The sequence below is a fragment of the Sinorhizobium numidicum genome (assembly GCF_029892045.1).
Classification (GTDB): domain Bacteria; phylum Pseudomonadota; class Alphaproteobacteria; order Rhizobiales; family Rhizobiaceae; genus Sinorhizobium; species Sinorhizobium numidicum.
The window spans coordinates 1,124,381-1,142,031 of the sequence record NZ_CP120368.1 but is presented as its reverse complement, the minus strand read 5'-3'; the positions used below and the strand labels follow the sequence as shown (position 1 = coordinate 1,142,031).

At 60.4% G+C, this 17,651-nt stretch carries 15 protein-coding genes and 1 pseudogene; 9 read left to right on the top strand and 7 right to left on the bottom strand.

All coding sequences use genetic code 11. The features are described from left to right. Positions 1–4: 4 nt before the first annotated feature. Together smpB and dapA are read right to left on the bottom strand one after the other, a co-directional pair. Entirely contained in the window at positions 5–484 is a 480-nt protein-coding gene (smpB, locus tag PYH37_RS16540) for an SsrA-binding protein SmpB (protein WP_003527297.1), read from the bottom strand. Beyond that, complete coding sequence (dapA, locus tag PYH37_RS16535) at positions 484–1,368, bottom strand: 4-hydroxy-tetrahydrodipicolinate synthase (protein WP_280732571.1); 885 nt, start codon at positions 1,366–1,368, stop codon at positions 484–486. The genes smpB and dapA overlap by 1 nt, the downstream gene beginning before the upstream one ends. 306 nt (positions 1,369–1,674) lie before the next feature. On the opposite strand from dapA, the gene PYH37_RS16530 reads away from it, so the two are divergent. Then, entirely contained in the window at positions 1,675–3,753 is a 2,079-nt protein-coding gene (locus PYH37_RS16530) for a lytic transglycosylase domain-containing protein (protein ID WP_280732570.1), read from the top strand. A 24-nt stretch (positions 3,754–3,777) separates the two neighbouring features. Further along, positions 3,778–4,698 (top strand): alpha/beta fold hydrolase, encoded by a 921-nt coding sequence (locus tag PYH37_RS16525; protein WP_280732569.1) that lies wholly within the window; start codon positions 3,778–3,780, stop codon positions 4,696–4,698. A gap of 143 nt (positions 4,699–4,841) precedes the next feature. Here the strand turns inward: PYH37_RS16525 and PYH37_RS16520 are convergent, their stop codons facing one another. From PYH37_RS16520 to PYH37_RS16510, 3 genes are all read right to left on the bottom strand, one after another. Continuing rightward, positions 4,842–5,894: a porin gene (locus tag PYH37_RS16520; RefSeq protein WP_280732568.1), complete on the bottom strand. Its 1,053-nt coding sequence runs from the start codon at positions 5,892–5,894 to the stop codon at positions 4,842–4,844. 1,320 nt (positions 5,895–7,214) lie between these two features. Then, positions 7,215–7,817 carry a dimethylsulfoniopropionate lyase gene (locus tag PYH37_RS16515; protein WP_280732567.1) on the bottom strand — a complete coding sequence of 201 codons (603 nt, stop codon included), beginning with the start codon at positions 7,815–7,817 and terminating at the stop codon, positions 7,215–7,217. Positions 7,818–7,868: 51 nt separating this feature from the next. After that, entirely contained in the window at positions 7,869–9,905 is a 2,037-nt protein-coding gene (locus PYH37_RS16510; RefSeq protein WP_280732566.1) for an NADH:flavin oxidoreductase, read from the bottom strand. A gap of 143 nt (positions 9,906–10,048) precedes the next feature. Between PYH37_RS16510 and PYH37_RS16505 the strand changes: the two genes are divergently transcribed. The 7 genes and pseudogenes from PYH37_RS16505 (at position 10,049) to PYH37_RS16475 (ending at position 15,148) form a co-directional block, all read left to right on the top strand. After that, positions 10,049–10,675: a TetR/AcrR family transcriptional regulator gene (locus PYH37_RS16505; RefSeq protein ID WP_280732565.1), complete on the top strand. Its 627-nt coding sequence runs from the start codon at positions 10,049–10,051 to the stop codon at positions 10,673–10,675. 18 nt (positions 10,676–10,693) lie between these two features. Continuing rightward, positions 10,694–11,488 carry a pyrroline-5-carboxylate reductase family protein gene (locus PYH37_RS16500; RefSeq protein ID WP_280732564.1) on the top strand — a complete coding sequence of 265 codons (795 nt, stop codon included), beginning with the start codon at positions 10,694–10,696 and terminating at the stop codon, positions 11,486–11,488. Positions 11,489–11,558: 70 nt separating this feature from the next. Continuing rightward, on the top strand, positions 11,559–12,560 hold the full coding sequence (locus PYH37_RS16495) for an ABC transporter substrate-binding protein (protein ID WP_280732563.1): 1,002 nt from the start codon (positions 11,559–11,561) through the stop codon (positions 12,558–12,560). A gap of 93 nt (positions 12,561–12,653) precedes the next feature. Beyond that, complete coding sequence (locus PYH37_RS16490; RefSeq protein WP_280732562.1) at positions 12,654–13,541, top strand: ABC transporter permease; 888 nt, start codon at positions 12,654–12,656, stop codon at positions 13,539–13,541. Then, positions 13,534–14,613 carry a quaternary amine ABC transporter ATP-binding protein gene (locus PYH37_RS16485; RefSeq protein ID WP_280732561.1) on the top strand — a complete coding sequence of 360 codons (1,080 nt, stop codon included), beginning with the start codon at positions 13,534–13,536 and terminating at the stop codon, positions 14,611–14,613. Before PYH37_RS16490 ends, PYH37_RS16485 begins: the two co-directional genes overlap by 8 nt. 72 nt (positions 14,614–14,685) lie before the next feature. Next, positions 14,686–14,937 (top strand): annotated as a pseudogene (locus PYH37_RS16480) (oxidoreductase); the annotation flags it as partial. Beyond that, positions 14,918–15,148 (top strand): hypothetical protein, encoded by a 231-nt coding sequence (locus tag PYH37_RS16475; protein ID WP_280736172.1) that lies wholly within the window; start codon positions 14,918–14,920, stop codon positions 15,146–15,148. The pseudogene PYH37_RS16480 and the gene PYH37_RS16475, both read left to right, overlap by 20 nt. 92 nt (positions 15,149–15,240) lie before the next feature. Here PYH37_RS16475 and PYH37_RS16470 read toward each other — a convergent pair whose 3' ends face one another. Further along, positions 15,241–16,302, bottom strand: a complete 1,062-nt coding sequence (locus PYH37_RS16470) for an FAD-binding oxidoreductase (protein ID WP_280732560.1) — start codon at positions 16,300–16,302, stop codon at positions 15,241–15,243. Positions 16,303–16,306: 4 nt separating this feature from the next. Next, entirely contained in the window at positions 16,307–17,545 is a 1,239-nt protein-coding gene (locus tag PYH37_RS16465) for an aromatic ring-hydroxylating oxygenase subunit alpha (protein WP_280732559.1), read from the bottom strand. Between the last annotated feature and the right edge of the window lie 106 nt (positions 17,546–17,651).

Here is a 17,651-nt window from a genome sequence, read left to right as displayed (position 1 = left end):
AAGGTCAGCCGCGCTCCTTGAGCAGGCGGTTCTTCTGCCGGTTCCAATCGCGTTCCTTGGACGTCTCGCGCTTATCGTGCAGCTTCTTGCCCTTACCGAGCGCCAGTTCGAGTTTGGCTCGTCCGCGCTCGTTGAAATAGATCCTGAGCGGGATGAGCGACATGCCTTCGCGGTTGACGGCGCCCTGCAGGCGGTTCACCTCACGCTTCGACAGCAGCAATTTGCGGCGCCGGCGTGTTTCATGGTTGAAGCGGTTGGCCTGTAAATATTCCGGCAGATAGGAATTGATCAGCCAGATTTCGCCGCCCTCGTCGGTCGCGTATGATTCGGCGATATTGGCTTTTCCCTCGCGCAACGATTTGACCTCCGTGCCGGTCAGCACCAGACCCGCCTCGTAGGTATCGACGATCTCGTAGTTGAAGCGGGCCTTGCGGTTTTCCGCGACCACTTTCTTGACCGTCCGCTCGCTGCCCTTGGGTGCCATCAGTTCACCAACCCTGCATGCCGGAGCGCCGCATCGATCGCCGCCTCCGTGGCCGGCTCGAGCGTCGAAAGCAACGGCGAGCGCACCGTGCGGCTCATCCGACCAAGGCGATGAAGCGCGTATTTCGCGCCGCAAAGACCGGGCTCTATAAAGATAGCCTTGTGAAGCGGCATCAATTTGTCCTGGTAGTCGAGCGCCTTGGCGAAATCGCCGGCGAGCGTCGCCTCCTGAAATTCGGCGCAGAGGCGCGGTGCGACGTTGGCGGTGACGGAGATGCAGCCCACGCCGCCATGTGCATTGAAGCCAAGCGCGGTCGCGTCTTCGCCCGAGAGTTGAACGAACTCCTTGCCGCAGGCCATGCGCTGCTCTGAAACGCGCTCGATCTTGCCGGTCGCGTCCTTGACGCCGATGATCGTCGGGTAAGCCTTCGCCAGCGCCGCCATGGTCTCGACGCTCATGTCGACCACCGAGCGCCCGGGAATGTTGTAGATCACGATCGGCAGCTTGACGCTTTCGGCAATGGCGGCATAGTGGGCAAAAAGGCCCTTCTGCGTCGGCTTATTGTAGTAGGGTGTCACGACCAGAATGGCGTCCGCGCCGGCGTTCTCCGCGTGTTGCGCGAGTTCGACTGCTTCGGTCGTATTGTTGGAGCCGGCGCCGGCAATGACCGGCACGCGCCGAGCCGCCGCTTCGACGCACAGTTCCACGACCTTCTTGTGCTCGTCATGGGAAAGCGTCGGAGATTCCCCCGTGGTTCCCACAGGCACCAGGCCGAGGCTGCCCTCTTTTATCTGCCATTCCACATGCGCGACGAAACTATCCGCATCCACCGAGCCGGTGGCGGTGAACGGTGTTACGAGTGCGGGAATGGAACCCTTGAACATGCACAACTCCTGACGGCGAAAAAGCAAGGCACACGCCCACGTTCTGGCCGCAATCAACGGTTAAAAAACTGCCGCACCATAATCATGTGAGCTGGCTGCGGCAAGCGTCATGAAGATGCATTTCATGTCGGTTTCCGTGCGATCAACCGCCCAGGCGCGCGCAGTGGCTGGATGAAGCGCTACGCTGAGATGACACCCGTGGAGTGCCTTCGCCGGCCGTTTGCACCATCGATAAAATGCCGCTAACTTTTCGTTAGGCAATACAGCGGCAAATGAAAGTGAGACACGGGAACCACGGGGCTCTTGATGCGCGGAACTCTCCTTTTGTCTGTCGCCGCCGTCATCGGTGCAGCGATGCTGGCTTCGTCGGCCATGGCGGACGAGATCCGGGTGCCGATTCCGGCCAATAAACCCGGCTCCTCAGGCAAGTCAGGACGCGTCGCGTCCCGGGAAATGACCGGCGCGATATCGGCCGCGACCGCCGCCATCAATGTCGCGATCAACGGAGACCTGAAGACGGGCCTCGATGCCCTGTCCGACCGGCAGCCTGAAAAGGCGATCGCCATTCGCGACGGCATGCGGGCGGTAACGCTCGACCGGCACATCCTCACCTGGGCGATCGCCGTTTCCGGGCAGAAAGGCATTCCGTCCTACGAGATCGCCGAGGCCGAACGGGAGCTTCAGGGCTGGCCCGGGCCGAAATCGTTGCGCGCCCATTCGGAACGCGCGCTTTATCGCGAAAACCCGCCAGCAGCGGACGTTATCGCCGCCTTCGGCCCGACCAAACCGGAAACGGCGGAGGGGACCATCATTCTCGCTCGGGCGCTCGTCGCGAAGGGAGAAGCCCCGGCGGCTGCAAAATGCCTACGCGAGATCTGGCTCAAGGACGCGCTGGGCGGGGATGTCGAAACCAAAATTCTATCGGAATTTTCCGATCTCCTGACGAGCGCCGACCACAGGCGCCGGATGGAGATGCTTCTCTATCGCAGCCGCGTCGAACAGGCAGAGCGCCTTAGCAAACTCGGCGAAGCACAGTCGCTTTACCGCGCCTGGACGGCCGTCATTCGCGGCAGCAGCAACGCAGCGTCGCTACTTGCGACGGTTGATCCATCGTGGCGCGACCGTCCCGCTTACCTGTTTGTCCGCATCGAGCATCTGCGCAAGCAGGAAAAATACCAGGACGCGGCAAAACTTCTCACTCGGATGCCGAAGGATAAGGGTGCTCTTGTCAATCCCGGCGAATGGTGGACGGAACAGCGCATCATCAGTCGCGGACTGCTCGACAAAGGAGACTTCCGCGGCGCCTATCGCGTCGCCGCAAACCATGCGGCAACCGAGGCAACGGATATCGTCGATGCGGAATTCCACGCCGGATGGTATGCGCTTCGCGGTTTGGAAGATCCGACAACGGCGGCACGTCATTTCCGAAAGATTCTGGAGACCTCGGGCCGACCGATCTCCGCCTCGCGCGCCTGGTACTGGCTTGGGCGAGCCGCCGAGGCCGGCGGCCCTGGCAGGTCGAACGAGTATTTTGCCAATGCGGCGCGCTATCCGGGCACGTTCTATGGACAGCTTGCCGCGGCCCGCATCGGACGCTCCACGCTCGATGTGCGCTATCCCTCCCCGACTGCGGAAGACCGCACGCGCTTTGAAAGCCGCGAGGCCGTTAGGGCTATTGCCCGGCTCGAAGCCGCGGGCCATGGCTGGCGCGCGGACAGCCTCTATCGGACGCTTGCCGAGGACCTGACCAGCCCGGGCGAGCTTGCGATTCTTGCGGCGCGGGCAGAGGGGACACGCAGCCATCAGCTTTCGCTGCAGATCGGTAAGGTCGCCTTCGCTCGCGGCATTGATGTCGCCGCCCTTGCCTTTCCGGTCGGCGTAATTCCATCGAGTGCCAATATCGATGGCGCTGGCAAGGCGCTCGCCTATGCGATTGCCCGCCAGGAAAGCGCGTTCAATCCGTCTGCAGTTTCCGCGGCGAACGCCCGCGGTCTGCTACAGCTTCTTCCTGGCACCGCCAAAGGGGTCGCTAGCCGCTACGGGCTTGCCTATTCCAAGGAGCGCCTGACGACCGATGCGGGCTACAATGCCACCCTCGGAGCCCACTATATCGGCGAGCAAATCGACAGTTTCGGCGGCTCCTACGTCCTGACATTCATCGCCTACAATGCCGGGCCGCGCCGCGTGCCGGAATGGCTGGCGCGCTACGGCGACCCGCGCGGCAAGCCCATTGACGATGTGGTCGACTGGATCGAACGAATCCCCTTCCAGGAAACGCGCAACTACGTCCAGCGAGTGATGGAGAATTACCAGGTCTATAAGTCACGTCTCGAACAAAAGACGGACATTGTCTCGGACCTCAGAATGGGCCGCAATCCGTCCTGAATTCTCTACCGCTAATACTACTGAATGGCGAGAGCGGCGTCGCGAACCGCCGGGCGATGGCGAGTGAGAGGTCAAGTGTTTCAGGAACATTATTTTCATGCGAAAGACGGGCTGAAACTCTACGGCAGATCCTACTCTGTCGACAACTGGCGTAGTCATGCGAATACACCGGTCATCTGCTTGCCCGGCCTCACACGCAACAGCCGAGATTTCCACCCGCTGGCTGTCTTTCTCGCCTCTGCGGCCGGCGGCGCACGCCCTGTCATTGCACTCGATTATCGAGGCCGAGGGCAGTCACAGCGCGATGACGACAAGAGCCGCTACACAATCGCGGTGGAAGCCGACGACGTCATCACCGCCTGCAGGTATTTCGGCGTGCAGAAGGCAATCTTCATCGGCACGTCGCGCGGAGGGCTAATCCTTCACCATCTCATCGGCTCCGCCCCGGCTCTGATCGCGGGTGCGATTCTCAACGACATCGGTCCGGTCGTCGAGATCGGTGGCCTCGTTCGAATCAGGGATTATCTCAACGCCGCGACAGCGCCCGACAGCTGGGCTGCGGCACCTCACTATTTGCAGGCAATTCATGGCGAAGATTTCCCGATCCTGCGCCACGAGGATTGGGAGGACATGGCCAAAGCAATCTATCGGGACGAAGGTGGGGTTCCGATCACCGACTTCGATCCTGCGATCGCAAGCCAATTGCAGGCGCTCAACGCCGACGCCGTGCTTTCTAGCTTATGGCCGCAATTCGACGCCTTCGCCGGGCTGCCCATGATGGTCATTCGCGGCCAATACTCCAGCTTGCTGTCGCAGACCACCGTCGAGGAAATGGTCAGGCGGCATCCAGGCCTGGTGACCACAACTGCGACCGGCCAGGGGCACGCACCGCTCCTGCATCTCGACGGATTGAGGCACGAAATAGCCGCCTTCATTAGAGGCTAGGCGATCTCTTCACCTGCTGGCCACCACGGCTAACATTGGCAAAAAAAGCAGCGGCGCTCGTCCGCACTTCCACGTCACCGCAAACACAAAGAAAAGCCCGGCTCGAGAGCCGGGCTTCTCTCACTGACCGAGGTCAGGTCAGATTAGAAGTCGCGCTGCAGGCGGACGAAGCCCGAGATGAAATCGTCTTGAGCACCAGCAATCGGAGTGTCGTAGTCGACTTCGGTGTAATTAACCGTTACACGAGTCGCGAGACCTTCGGTGATCTGGTAATCACCTGTGATACCGACCTTCCAAGCATCGCCATTGCCGAAGCCTTCGTTGCCAAGCGAGCCAACCCAAGCGTCGTTGAACTCAACGCCGTTGCGGATATTGCCGAAGTACTGAGCGCCGGGGGTGATTGCAAACTTCTCGGTTGCATTGAAGCGGTACGAAGCAGCAACGCTCCATTCCGAAACCGACCAGTAAGCGTTCGGGTCAGACGACCAGATGGCGAGAGCCTGAAGCACGCCCGGGCCGAGATCTGCAGAAACGAGACCACGGATTGCGCCTTCTTCAACTTCCGAGTCATAGCTGCCAAGGAGGTCGAAGGATACGCCGCCGAGCGACGCGGAAACGATGGCGGAAACACCAACACCGTTCGGCTTGGAGGTTACGCCTTCGAGTTCTTCAACAGCCACACCAGCCTGGAACGTGCCACCATCATAGAGGTAAGCAACCGAGTTGAACTTGGTGGTGTCGTTACCGTTGATGTCGGTTTCGCCGTTCAGACCCTTATCCCACCAGCTCCAGAAGGAACCAACCTTGAAGCCGCCGAGCTGAATGTAAGCTTCGTCAACTTTGAAGTTGTTGCTGTTCTGGTTGTCCTGGTCGGCTTCGATCGCGAAGAAGCCGGTCAGCGTGCCGAATTCAGTATCGCTCTTGGCGTCGAATGCGATGAAGCCACGAGAGAAGGCATCCCAGTCAGACGAACCGGACTGATCTTCGCCGAACGTCGTCTGGAAGCGGATGAAGCCGCTGATCTTGAGGCAGGTTTCCGTGCCCGGAATGTAGAAGTAGCCCGTGCCGAAAGCGTCGCAAACGCGAACGTATTCCAGGGGCTCCGGCTCGGCAGCGACAATAGCGTCGGCTGCCTGAGCGCCGGATACTGCTGCGAGAGCAGCAGCGGAGCCGAGAAGAAGGCTCTTGATGTTCATTTCTGACCTCCAGTCAAAAGTTTCAAACGGGTCTGGGTTTCTTTGCTGAAGGACAGCGTTCCCTGCCCCATCCCCAACGTTCAAGAAGTCGGACGATCAACCGCCCTTGCTTCCGGAGTTGAAAATACAAAACCGGGTGGGGCGCGCAACGCCCAACTTACCAGATCATGTGCTTTGCGCCGCCCTTCCCTGATCCCTGTTGCTGAAACGACACAAAATCGCCCCAGACGGCCTGAGAGAATTAACAAACTATTAAGAAAATCCTTTGGTCACCGGGGGTTAGCGTAACGCCGCACGGCACCATCCGTTTCAGAAAGAGGCAAAAAACAGCCCAAAACAGGGACAAAACCGGGCGCCGGTGCCATTCAGGCCTTGTATTTTCGGAGGCGGCCGGTGCCGGAGAGCAGGCTCACGCGGTGCAACTGACCTGCCTTCTTGCCGATTCCCAACAGAATCAACGAAGAGATTCGCGAATCTCCCGAACCCATTCGAGCGCGAGACGGGACCGGGTACCGCCGCATGATGGGACACGATCGGCGACGGGACAACAGTCAAGACAGTCCGATAGGCAGGTAGTTCCCAGCGGGGACGGACCGGGAACGATGCCGGACATTCTGCCAAGTTGAACGTTCGCCGCGTCGCTTACCTGGAGCTGGTAGTGCCCTTTGGGTACGTCATTCGGAAAGAGGGACATCCGCCGTTTGTGCAGCCAGGGATCGAGTGATGTTTTTCTCTGGTCGATCAAAACCCACCGCCCATCGTTCCAGACGGGAAAACCGTCTTCTCCACGCTGAAACGACATAGACGACCTTCGACTGGAGGCTTTGCGGACGAATTCGATTTGCAGGAGGATTAGGACAGGTTCATCGGGGATGCCTTTCCTAAAGGGACTTACCCCGCGCGACTAACGGCCTGAATGGTTGTTCTTTTAGTGTCCGATACGTGAACGCGACGCACATTCGAAGACGCCTTGCTGCAACGGATTGCGTCCGTCTTGAACCCGGATGCCGCCGAAAAACTGGGGGGACCGGCTGACCGAGTACGACAGCCCGACTGGCTTCAATACCATGAGGGCCGATCCGGGTCGGGTCGGGTTGGAAAGCATCCTCGTCGTGGCGTAGCGGCTTCCTTTATCCGCTCATTGCGGCTTCCAACCGCCCTGATTACCGGTGCGGGCGTTGCCACCGTGGAGCGGCTGTACCGCCGGGTCACACAGGAAACCGCATGGGAAGTTCGCCGGCACCCTCAGCCGAGCCGCCTTGGCCTCTACGCGATCTTTGTTGCGCGCCGTGAGAGCGAAATGTTCCCCCCGTGGGCTTGCTATGCCGGCTTTGCCGAAAGCAATGCCCAGAAGGCCAACAGCGGCCTCTCTAGCGACCGCATCGCGTGTTTGACGCCTGGAGGGTTATAGAAAGAGCCGCCGATGCCGGGCGAGAACCAGGCGGCCTCGCCCTGCCGAAATTCTCCATCTGAAAGGACGAGGTATACCTCCTCCGGGGCGTGGTCGTGGTTCGGATACCGCACGTTCGGCGCCATCAATGTTACCCCGAGCCAAACGTCCCTGCGCTCTTCGAGACCGCCGGGACCGATGATCATCGCATTGGCATGTCCTTCGAAGAAATTCTCGCTCTCGGAACCGTCATAGTTCGAGCGGCGCCGCCATTCAAGCAACGGTTCGATCGCCTTGAACCGATCGACCAAACGGCGGAGCGACTCGTGTTCCGTTTCGATGGCGAGCGCCGCCTCAAGGTGGAAACACACCGGCAGCCGGCTGCCGGAGCCGGGCCTTTCGGTAGCCGGCACTTCCAGCGCAGAAGAGATCTGCCGGATCGACCGGCGTGATTCCGAAGCCTGCGCGAACTGTTCAAACGCGGCGAGAGCGGCATCGATGAACAACTGAAGGACTTCGCTTCGGCTTGTCATTGAGTATCCCTCTGATGAAGCGGGGGCTGCTGCTTGGCGGCCCGCCCGGCGTCAGATGTCCTTGAGAAGGCGAAGCGCGTCGTAGATCGCCGCGTGCGTGTTGCGTGCAGCAACCGCATCGCCGATGCGGAAGAGCTGGAACTTGCCTTCCGGGTTGCGCACAACAGATTGCGGCTCGCCGGCGATCAACTGCTCGTGCGACGTCTCGCCGAGATTGCTCGAGGCCGGCTTCAGTTCGAAGTACAGATCGTCGAGCGGAATGGTGCCGTGATTAACGATAATCTGGTCGAACGTCCGTTGCTTTTCGACGCCACCGTAATCGCTGCCTACATGGGCGACGAGTTGATTGCCGCTCTTCTCGACCGCTTCCAGGCGGTAGGTGACGGTAAAGGTGACGTCCAATTTCTGCAAAGACCGCATATAGGGCACGAGGTTCATCGCCATGACTTCCGGCGCGAAGGAGCGGTCGGGCGTCATGATCTCGACCTTGGCGCCGGCATTGGCGAGAAGTTCGGCGGCCTGCAGGCCGGCATGGTCGCCGGCGTCGTCGAAGATGAGCACGTTGGTGCCCGGCTTGACATCGCCGGAGATAACATCCCAGGCGGAAACGACGAGTTCGTTGCCTCTTGACAGAACCTCGGTATGGGGAAGCCCGCCGGTCGCGATAATCACGACATCCGGGTTTTCGGCCTGAACGGTCTCCGCTTCCGCCCATGTGTTGAAATGGAAAATGACGCCCAGCTTCTCGCATTGGCTCATGCGCCAGTCGATGATGCTGATCATCTCCCGGCGGCGCTCGCTCTGGGCTGTCAGCCGGATCTGTCCGCCTGCGTTATTCGCCGCTTCGAAGACGACGACGTGGTGGCCGCGCTCGCCCGCCACGCGCGCCGCCTCTAGACCGGCCGGTCCGGCGCCGACGATCACGACCTTCTTTCGAACGCCCGCCTTCGCGATGGTATGTGGCATCGTCAGCTCACGTCCGGTCGCGGCATTGTGGATGCAGTAGGCGGCGCCACCCTGGTAGATACGGTCGAGACAGTAGTTCGCCCCAACACAGGGTCGAATGTCGTCCTCACGCTTCTCGATGATCTTCTGCACGATGTGCGGGTCGGTCATGTGGGCACGCGTCATCCCGACCATGTCGACCTTGCCGGATGCGATCGCGTGGCGGGCGGTGGCGACATCGGGGATCTTCGCAGCATGGAAGGTCGGGAAGTTCGTGACAGCGCGAATTTCGCCCGCGAAATCGAGATGCGGCGAATTGGCCATGCCTTGGATGGGAATTACATCGGTGAGGCCGGCGTCCGTGTCGATATGCCCACGGATAACGTTCAGGTAATCGATAAGCCCGCTTTCCTTGAGGCGCTTGGAGATTTCAAGGCCTTCCGCTTTGCCCGTCCCGCCGGGAAGACATTCATCGGCCGTGTATCGCACGCCCAGGATGAAATCGTCTCCGACGCGCATGCGGATCGCCTTCAGAACGTCGAAACAGAAGCGCATGCGGTTTTCGAGCGAGCCGCCGTAAGGACCGTCTAGCTCGTTCGTCAGCGGCGACGCGAACTGGTCGAGTAGGTGGCCGTAGGCCTCCAGTTCGACGCCATCCATGCCGCCCGCCTTCATGCGCTCGGCCGCATCGGCGAAGTCCTTGATGATTCTCTCGATGTCCCAGTCTTCTATTTTCTTGGGAAAAGCGCGGTGCGACGCTTCGCGGTGATGCGAGGGAGCGACAACCGGCAGCCACTCGCCCTTGTCCCAACGCGTGCGCCGGCCGAGATGGGTGAGCTGGATCATGATCGCCGCACCCTCCTCGTGCACGGCGTCGGTCATCTCCCTGATCCACGGCACTATCTCGTCCTTGTAGGCGAGCAGGTTGTTGAACACCGGCGGGCTGTCCTTCGAGACGGCCGCGGACCCGGCGGTCATCGTCATCGCCACACCTCCTCTCGCGCGCTCCACGGTGTAGGCGCGATACCGCGCCTTCGGCATGCCGTCCTCCGGATAGGCGGGCTCGTGCGCGGTCACGATGATGCGGTTGCGCAGCGTCAGGTGCTTCAGCTGGTAGGATTGAAGGAGGGGGTCGTTCGACATCTGCCGGGCTCCGATTTAGAGATGTTCAGGAGCGTAATCGAAAATGTACATATGCGTCAACACAGAGATCACAAAAGTCATCCAGATTGACATTGATGTACATTTTTCTTGCGCAGCCTCCCTCGATTTGTTAGGAAGCAATTATGGAGCAGACCATGAACGATAGCGGCTGGCGTGGATCGCCGGATGTTTGGTTGGGCGCGGCTTACGAGTCCTTGCTGGAGGCGGGCGTCGATGCGGTGAAAATCCAGCCGCTGGCGAAGAAGCTGAACTTGTCGCGGACGAGCTTCTACTGGTTTTTCAAGGATCGCGAGGAACTGCTTGATGCGCTGGTCTCGCGCTGGCGCGAGAAGAACACGGGCAACCTCGTCAAACAGGCTGGGGCCTATGCCGAGACGGTCGCCGAGGCGATGCTGAACGTCTTCGATTGCTGGCTCAACCGCGAGCTCTTCGACTCGCAATTCGAGTTCGCCGTGAGGAGCTGGGCCCTCCAATCACCTGAAATCCTGGCGGAGGTCCAAAGCGCCGACCAGCAGCGCCTTGAGGCGCTGTCGCGCATGTTCCTGCGGTTCGGCTACGACGAGCCTCACGCCGATGTTCGGGCGCGCACGATCTATCTGGTGCAGATCGGATACATCTCTATGCAGACGACGGAGGATATCTCCGTCCGCATGAAACGCATCCCGGAATATGTGGAAATTTTCACCGGGCAAGCACCGGAGCAGAGGGAGCTCGATCGCTTTTTCGCCCGCCACGGCTATTCCGGTTAGCGGCGAAGATGGGCGAGGATGAGTAACGGATTGAAGATCGGGGTAATTGGCGGAAACGGCTGGCTAGGCAGGGCCATCATCCAGTCGCTTCTCGATGCAAAGCTCACCTCGCCTGAGGACCTCACGCTTTCCCATACAGGCGAACGACCGGCACGATTTGAGGGTGCTTACTGGACAAGGGACAACCAGCAGCTCGCCGGTCGGTCGAATGTGATCGTCGTGTCCGTGCGTCCGGCCGACTTGCCCGCCCTGGCAGTCGACGCCGCCGGTAAACTGCTCATATCGGTCATGGCCGGTATTCGCCTGGACGAGTTGGCCGTACACTTCCGCTCAAACCGCGTTGTTCGCGCCATGCCGAATGCCGCCGCCGAGGTTGGCAAATCCTACACGCCTTGGGTCGCCTCGGAAGGTGTCGAAGACCGCGACCGGTTCATCGTTCGCAGCATCTTCGATTCCTGCGGAACGACGGATGAAGTCGCAAGCGAAGGCGACATCGACTATCTGACCGGTCTTTCGGGCTCCGGTCCCGCCTTCCCCGCGCTCCTGGCAACGGCGATGATGAAGGATGCCATCGCCTACGGCCTCTCCCCGGATATTGCCAGGCGCGCCGTCAATTCCGTTCTGATCGGAGCCGGGCGGCTTCTCGAACGGCGGAATGAATGTCCCGCCGACATGGTCGACGCGTTTCTTGGCTATCGCGGCACCACTGCGGCAGCGATCGAGGCAATGGGCGCTGCTGGCTTCGACGCCGCGATCGCCGGCGGACTTGCAGCCGCTCTCCAGAAATCGGTGAGTATGGGAGAGCGCTCCTGACCTCCGTCCGAGCGGGTAAACGCGGCACCCCGCTCCTTGAAAAAGCGCCGCTAACAAAAGGGAACGTCTAATGAAGAAGCTGCTTGCGTCCACATGCCTGGTATTCGGGCTGCTCGGAGGAGTGTCGGTGTCGAATGCCGCCGAGTGCGGGAGCGTTACCATTGCCAGCATGAACTGGCAAAGCGCCGAGGTCCTCTCGAACCTGGATAAGTTCATTCTCAACGAAGGCTATGGTTGCAGTGCCGAAATCACCATCGGCGACACCGTGCCGACGATCACCTCCATGGCGGAAAAGGGTCAGCCCGATATCGCGCCGGAAGCATGGATCGACCTCTTGCCCGATGTCGTCAAGAAGGGCACGGACGAAGGTCGTATTATCAAAGTCGGTTCCCCGCTGCCCGATGGTGGCGTCCAGGGCTGGTGGATTCCGAAGTACATTGCTGACGCCCACCCGGAGATCAAGACGATCGGCGACGCGCTGAAACACCCCGAGCTTTTCCCTGCCCCAGAGGATCCCAGCAAGGGCGCGGTTATCAACGGACCGCAGGGCTGGGGTGGTACGGTGGTGACGACGCAGCTTTACAATGGGTTCGGCGCCGAGAAGGCCGGCTTCACCCTGGTCGATACCGGCTCTGCCGCGGGACTGGATGGCGCCATCGCCAAGGCCTACGAACGCAAGGAAGGTTTCCTTACCTACTACTGGTCTCCGACCGCCCTCCTCGGCAAGTATGAAATGGTGAAGCTGGAACCGGGCGTTTCCCATGATGCGGCCGAATGGAAGCGCTGCAACACCGTAGCGGACTGCCCCGATCCTAAGCCGAATGCATGGCCGGTCGATACGATCGTGACGCTGGTGGCGAAGCCCTTCTCCGAGCGGGTCGATCCCGAGGTCATGGAGTATCTGAACAAGCGGTCCTGGAGCAACGAAACCGTCAGCAAGCTTATGGCCTGGATGACGGACAATCAGGCGAGCGGCGAAGAAGGCGCGAAGCAATTCCTCGAGGAGAACGAGGATCTCTGGACGAAGTGGGTCTCTCCGGAAGCTGCCGAGAAGATCAAGGCGGCTCTCTAAGCCGATCTCGATATGCGGCGTGCGACTGCGCGCCGCATTCATCCAGCCGCAAACAGAAAAAGACTTGCCGGCTTCTTCAAAAAGGGGAACCGAATGGACTGGTTTTTTAGATTCCCGCACATGAACGACGACTCCTTGCGGAGCCTGAAAAAGGCCATCGACGAGGGATTCCGTGCGTTCACGCGCGCCTATGGCGGTGCAATCGAGGGGTTCTTCTCGCCCTTGCAGCACTTCCTGATCGCAGCAGAACGCTTCCTGACGCAGACGCCCTGGCCGATCATCACCCTGATCGTCCTGGCCATTGCCTGGGGCGCCAGCAGGAGCTGGAAAGTGGTGCTCGGCTGTCTCGTCACATTGCTGGCCATCGGGTACCTCGACATGTGGGACGACACGATGCGGACGGTCTCGATGATCTTCGTCTGCACTGTACTTTCAATCGTGGTCGGTATCCCGATCGGAATCCTGATGTCCCGTTCCGACCGACTGCAACGGCTGGTGAGCCCGGTGCTCGACGTCATGCAGACGATGCCGAGCTTCGTCTATCTGATCCCCGTCGTCATGCTGCTGGGTATCGGCAAGGTTCCGGGCTTGATCGCGGTCGTCATCTACGCAATTCCGCCGATGATCCGGCTCACCGACCTTGGCATTCGTCTGGTTGACAGGGACGTGCTCGAGGCAGCCGACGCCTTTGGCTCATCGAACTGGCAGAAGCTCAGGAACGTGCAGTTGCCGCTAGCGCTACCGACGATCATGGCCGGCATCAACCAGACGATCATGATGGCACTGGCGATGGTCGTCATCGCTTCGATGATCGGCGTCCAGGGCCTCGGCCAGCCGGTTCTGAAGGCAATCGCCAATCAGTATTTCACGCTGGGCATTTTCAACGGCCTTGCCATCGTCGGTATTGCCATCATCTTTGATCGAGTCAGCCAGGCCTACGGCAAGCGGCTCCAGAAGCACCGGGAGATCGTCCATGGCTGATCCTCATTTCGGCGGCATCAAGATCCGGCACCTTTACAAGATCTTCGGCCCGAACGTTGAGGCGCACGTCAATGCGGTTCAAAAGGGCCTGACCAAGGCCGAGCTCAATGAGAAACACGGACATGTGCTGGGCCTCAGGGACATCAACATCGAGATCCCCTCCGGCCGTATCCAGGTGATCATGGGTCTTTCGGGCTCGGGCAAGTCGACGCTGATCCGGCACATCAACCGGCTGATCGACCCGACCGCCGGCGAAGTGCTCGTCGACGGCGTTGACGTCGTCAAGATGAGGGAACTCGAATTGCGCGTGTTTCGCCGGCACCAGACGGCCATGGTGTTCCAGAAGTTTGCGCTGCTTCCCCACCGCAACGTCCTCGACAACACCCTCTACGGTCTTGAGGTCCAAGGCGTCGAGCGCTCGCAGGCGGTCGACATCGCCATGCGCTGGATCGAACGCGTCGGGCTGAAAGGCTTCGAGAGCACGTACCCGAACCAGCTATCGGGCGGCATGCAGCAACGTGTCGGGCTGGCGCGGGCACTTTCCAACGACGCGCCGGTGCTGCTCATGGACGAGGCCTACTCGGCTCTCGACCCGCTGATCCGCATGGACATGCAAACCGTTCTGCTCGATCTCCAGAAGGAGATCCGGAAGACGATCGTCTTCATCACCCACGATCTCGACGAAGCGCTGAGACTCGGTGACCAGATCGCCATTCTGCGCGATGGCGAAGTGATCCAGCAGGGCACCAGCCAGGACATCGTGTTGCGGCCCGCCGATGATTACGTCGCCAACTTCGTCAGGGAGGTCAACAGAGGGCGTGTTGTCCACGTGGAAGCCGTCATGGCACCTCTCGGTTCCGGCCTTTCGCCGCACGGCCTAACGATCCCGGTCGGGACTACCATCGAAGACGCCATGCGCATGATCGCCAACGGTCCGGATAACGAAGTCGCCGTCGTTGGACAGGACGGGAAGCCGCTCGGCGCGGTCAACCTGCGTCAGCTTGCCGGTGCAATGGTCAATTCCCACGCAGCCGCGTCTGAGAATAGCGGATCCCTGGCGAGCGCATTGTAGGCCGGCAAACATCCGCACGAGGACCAGGGCATGCCCTCCTCGCCCATTCATTCGCGTTTGCCGAGAATCCTTATGTCCAAGCTGTTCCCTCACCTGTTCTCACCAATTGAACTCCGTGGCCACAGATTGAGAAACAGGATCGTGTTCGGGGCTCACACGGCGAACATGGCCGAAGGCGGCCTTCCGACCGAGCGGCATGCGGCGTACTACGCCGAGCGGGCAATTGGTGGGGCAGCCATGATCGTCGTCGAACCGATGCCGGTCCATCCAACCGCGGTGCTGACGCGCGGAAACTTCCGTCCCTGTGACGATAACACGATCCCGACACCCCGATACGGGGCTGACGGTCGTCGCGATTTCGCCCATGGCAACGGATCCCGAATTCGTTGCCCGTACGGCGGATCATCTTCGCCGTCTGACGGAGTTCGGAGTGCATGTTCCTGGCAGCGCGAAGCGCCGAAATCCCCCGGAGGAATGGGAGAACATCGAGATCGAAGCCGCAGTTCTGGGTTCGATCCGTGGTTTCGTTTCGTGATCTGCCGTTCTTCAGATGGTTGACGATGCGTGCAAAGCTCGCTGCCTTCGCCTGCCTTGCCTCTGAAGGCAGCGGCTCGTGCATGTTGCGTGTTACACTTCGACGCTTACGCGACCCAAGGGCTTGGAGCAGCAGGCCAGGACATAGCCCTCCTCGATATCCTCGTCAGTGATGCCGCCATTGTGCACCATGTGCACCTGCCCGTCGCTCTTGCGGACCTTGCAGGTGCCGCAGATCCCCATCGAACAACCCGAGGGAATCACCAGCCCCGCGGCCCTTGCGGCCGCCAGGATCGTGTCCGCCTCGTTGCATTTGGCCGTTATACCGGAGAGGGCGAACTCGATCTCGGCCTGGTTCTGCGCATCGGGAACCACATCCTCGGGAACGTCCTCGGCATGCTCGGGCTCTGCCGTGAAGCTCTCCTGATGGTAGCGGCCCATGTCAAAGCCGAGAGCGGCAAGCGCCTCGCGAACTGCCCGCATGAAGGGTTCAGGCCCGCAGCAGAACACCTCGCGCTCGAGATAGTCCTGCGCCATCAGGCCCAGCATGATCTGGTTGAACATCCCCCGATAGCCGGTCCAGGGCCGAAACGGATCGGCTTCTTCGACCACCCATTTCAGGTCGATGCCGACGATGCGCGACGCCATGAGTTCCATCCTGTCACGCAGGATGATCTCGGAGGGGCGGCGCGCGCAATTGATGAAAACAATATCCGGTTCGCGCCCGGAATCGTAAAGCCAGGTGGTCATCGCCACCATCGGCGTGATGCCGGAGCCGGCCGAGATGAAAAGGTATTTCTCGGCAGGGTGATGCACGATCGAGAATTTCCCCGCCGGCCCTATGGCCCTGAGGCGCATGCCCTTGTGCAGATGGTCGAGCATCCAGCGCGTGCCGACGGAACGCTCCTGCGCCTTGACCGTGAGCGTCAGGGCCGTCGGTCGCGAGGGCGAGGACGAGATCGTATAGGTCTTGTAGAGCGGCCCGCCGGGAATGGGCAATTCCAGCGTGACGAACTGCCCCGGCTCATGGTTGAACAGCGCGCCGGACGGGCTCTGAAAGCTGAAGGTCACGACATTCGGCACTTCCGGAGTGCGGGTGACGCATTCGAGCTCTTCCGCATCGCTCCAGAACGCTAGATTTTTGAATGCGCTCATCCTCTCACTCCGCGGCCTGCCGCATCGGCGTCAGCGAACGTTCGAGCCAAGTGGCGTACCAGTCGGCGAACTGGATGACGCCGCTCTCCTGATTCGGCGAATAAGGTCCGGGAACATAGGCGGGCGACAGAATCCCCTGCTGGTTGGTTTCAACGATCTCTCGGTCTTCGTCATTGGTGGCGATCCAGACCTCGGTCAGGCGCTTCAGATCGTAATCCACGCCTTCGACGGCATCCTTGTGCACCAGCCAGGTGGTGGTGACTTCGGTTTCCATCGGGCTGATCGGGGTCACCCGGAAGGTCAGCGAATGATCCGGCAGGAAGTGATTCCAGGTGGTCGGATAATGGAACTTTAAGAGCGTGCCGGCGTCGGGCAGGGCAACGCGGCCGAGATTCTTGTTGACTGCGGCCTTGCCGTCGAGCGTGTAGCTTAGGGCTTTTTCCTGCAGCGGCATGCGCGCCAGGCGATACTGGCCGTCCCCGGCAATGCGGAATTGCGCCGGCGCGCCGGCAGCCTCGCAACGGTCGAAATGCGCTTGGAGGACATCCGAAACCGACCCGTCCGGCGACACGCCCGCGACATTCGGGTCAAGGGGGAAGGAACGACAGAGTGCGGGATGGTTGCTGCTGCAGTGATAACATTCACGGTTGTTTTCCCAGACGAGCTTCCAGTTCGCCTTTTCGACGATGGTCGAGGTATAGGCGACCTTCGCGTCATTCAGGTCGTGGATCGCGAGATAGGGATGAGCCAGCTGAGCGAATGCTTCGAAATCCGGCGGCGTATCCGACAGGCAGATGTAGATCAGGCCCTCGAGATTGCGCAGGTTTACGGGCTTGAGGCCATGTTTCGAGGCTTCGAAGTCCGGCCCCATGTCATTCGCCCAGATCAGCTTGCCGTCGAGTTCGTAGGTCCACTGGTGATAGGGACAGACGAGCTTGGCGACCTGGCCCTGCCGCCCCTTGCAGATGAGCGAGCCGCGGTGGCGGCAGGAATTATGGAAGGCGCGAATTTCGCCGTCGCGGCCTCGAACGATGATCACCTCATAGGCGCCGACGCGCATCGTGGCGTAGCTGCCGGTCTTGGCAAGCTGGCAAGACGGGATCGCGTAGAGCCATTCGCTGTAGAAGATATGCTCGAGGTCGAGCTCGTAGATCGCCGGCGATGTGTAGAACGGCTGTTCGAGTGCGTAACCAGGAACGCGGCGCGCAAGCAGGTCATGTATGGAAGGTGAAGGGACTGTCATAGGAGAATTCCATGTTCGGCATATTCAACTGTGATGGAATCTTCTTGCCAGCAAGCCTTTTTGACAATAGCACTTTTTTTCATGATGGATTAGTTTAACTAACCTC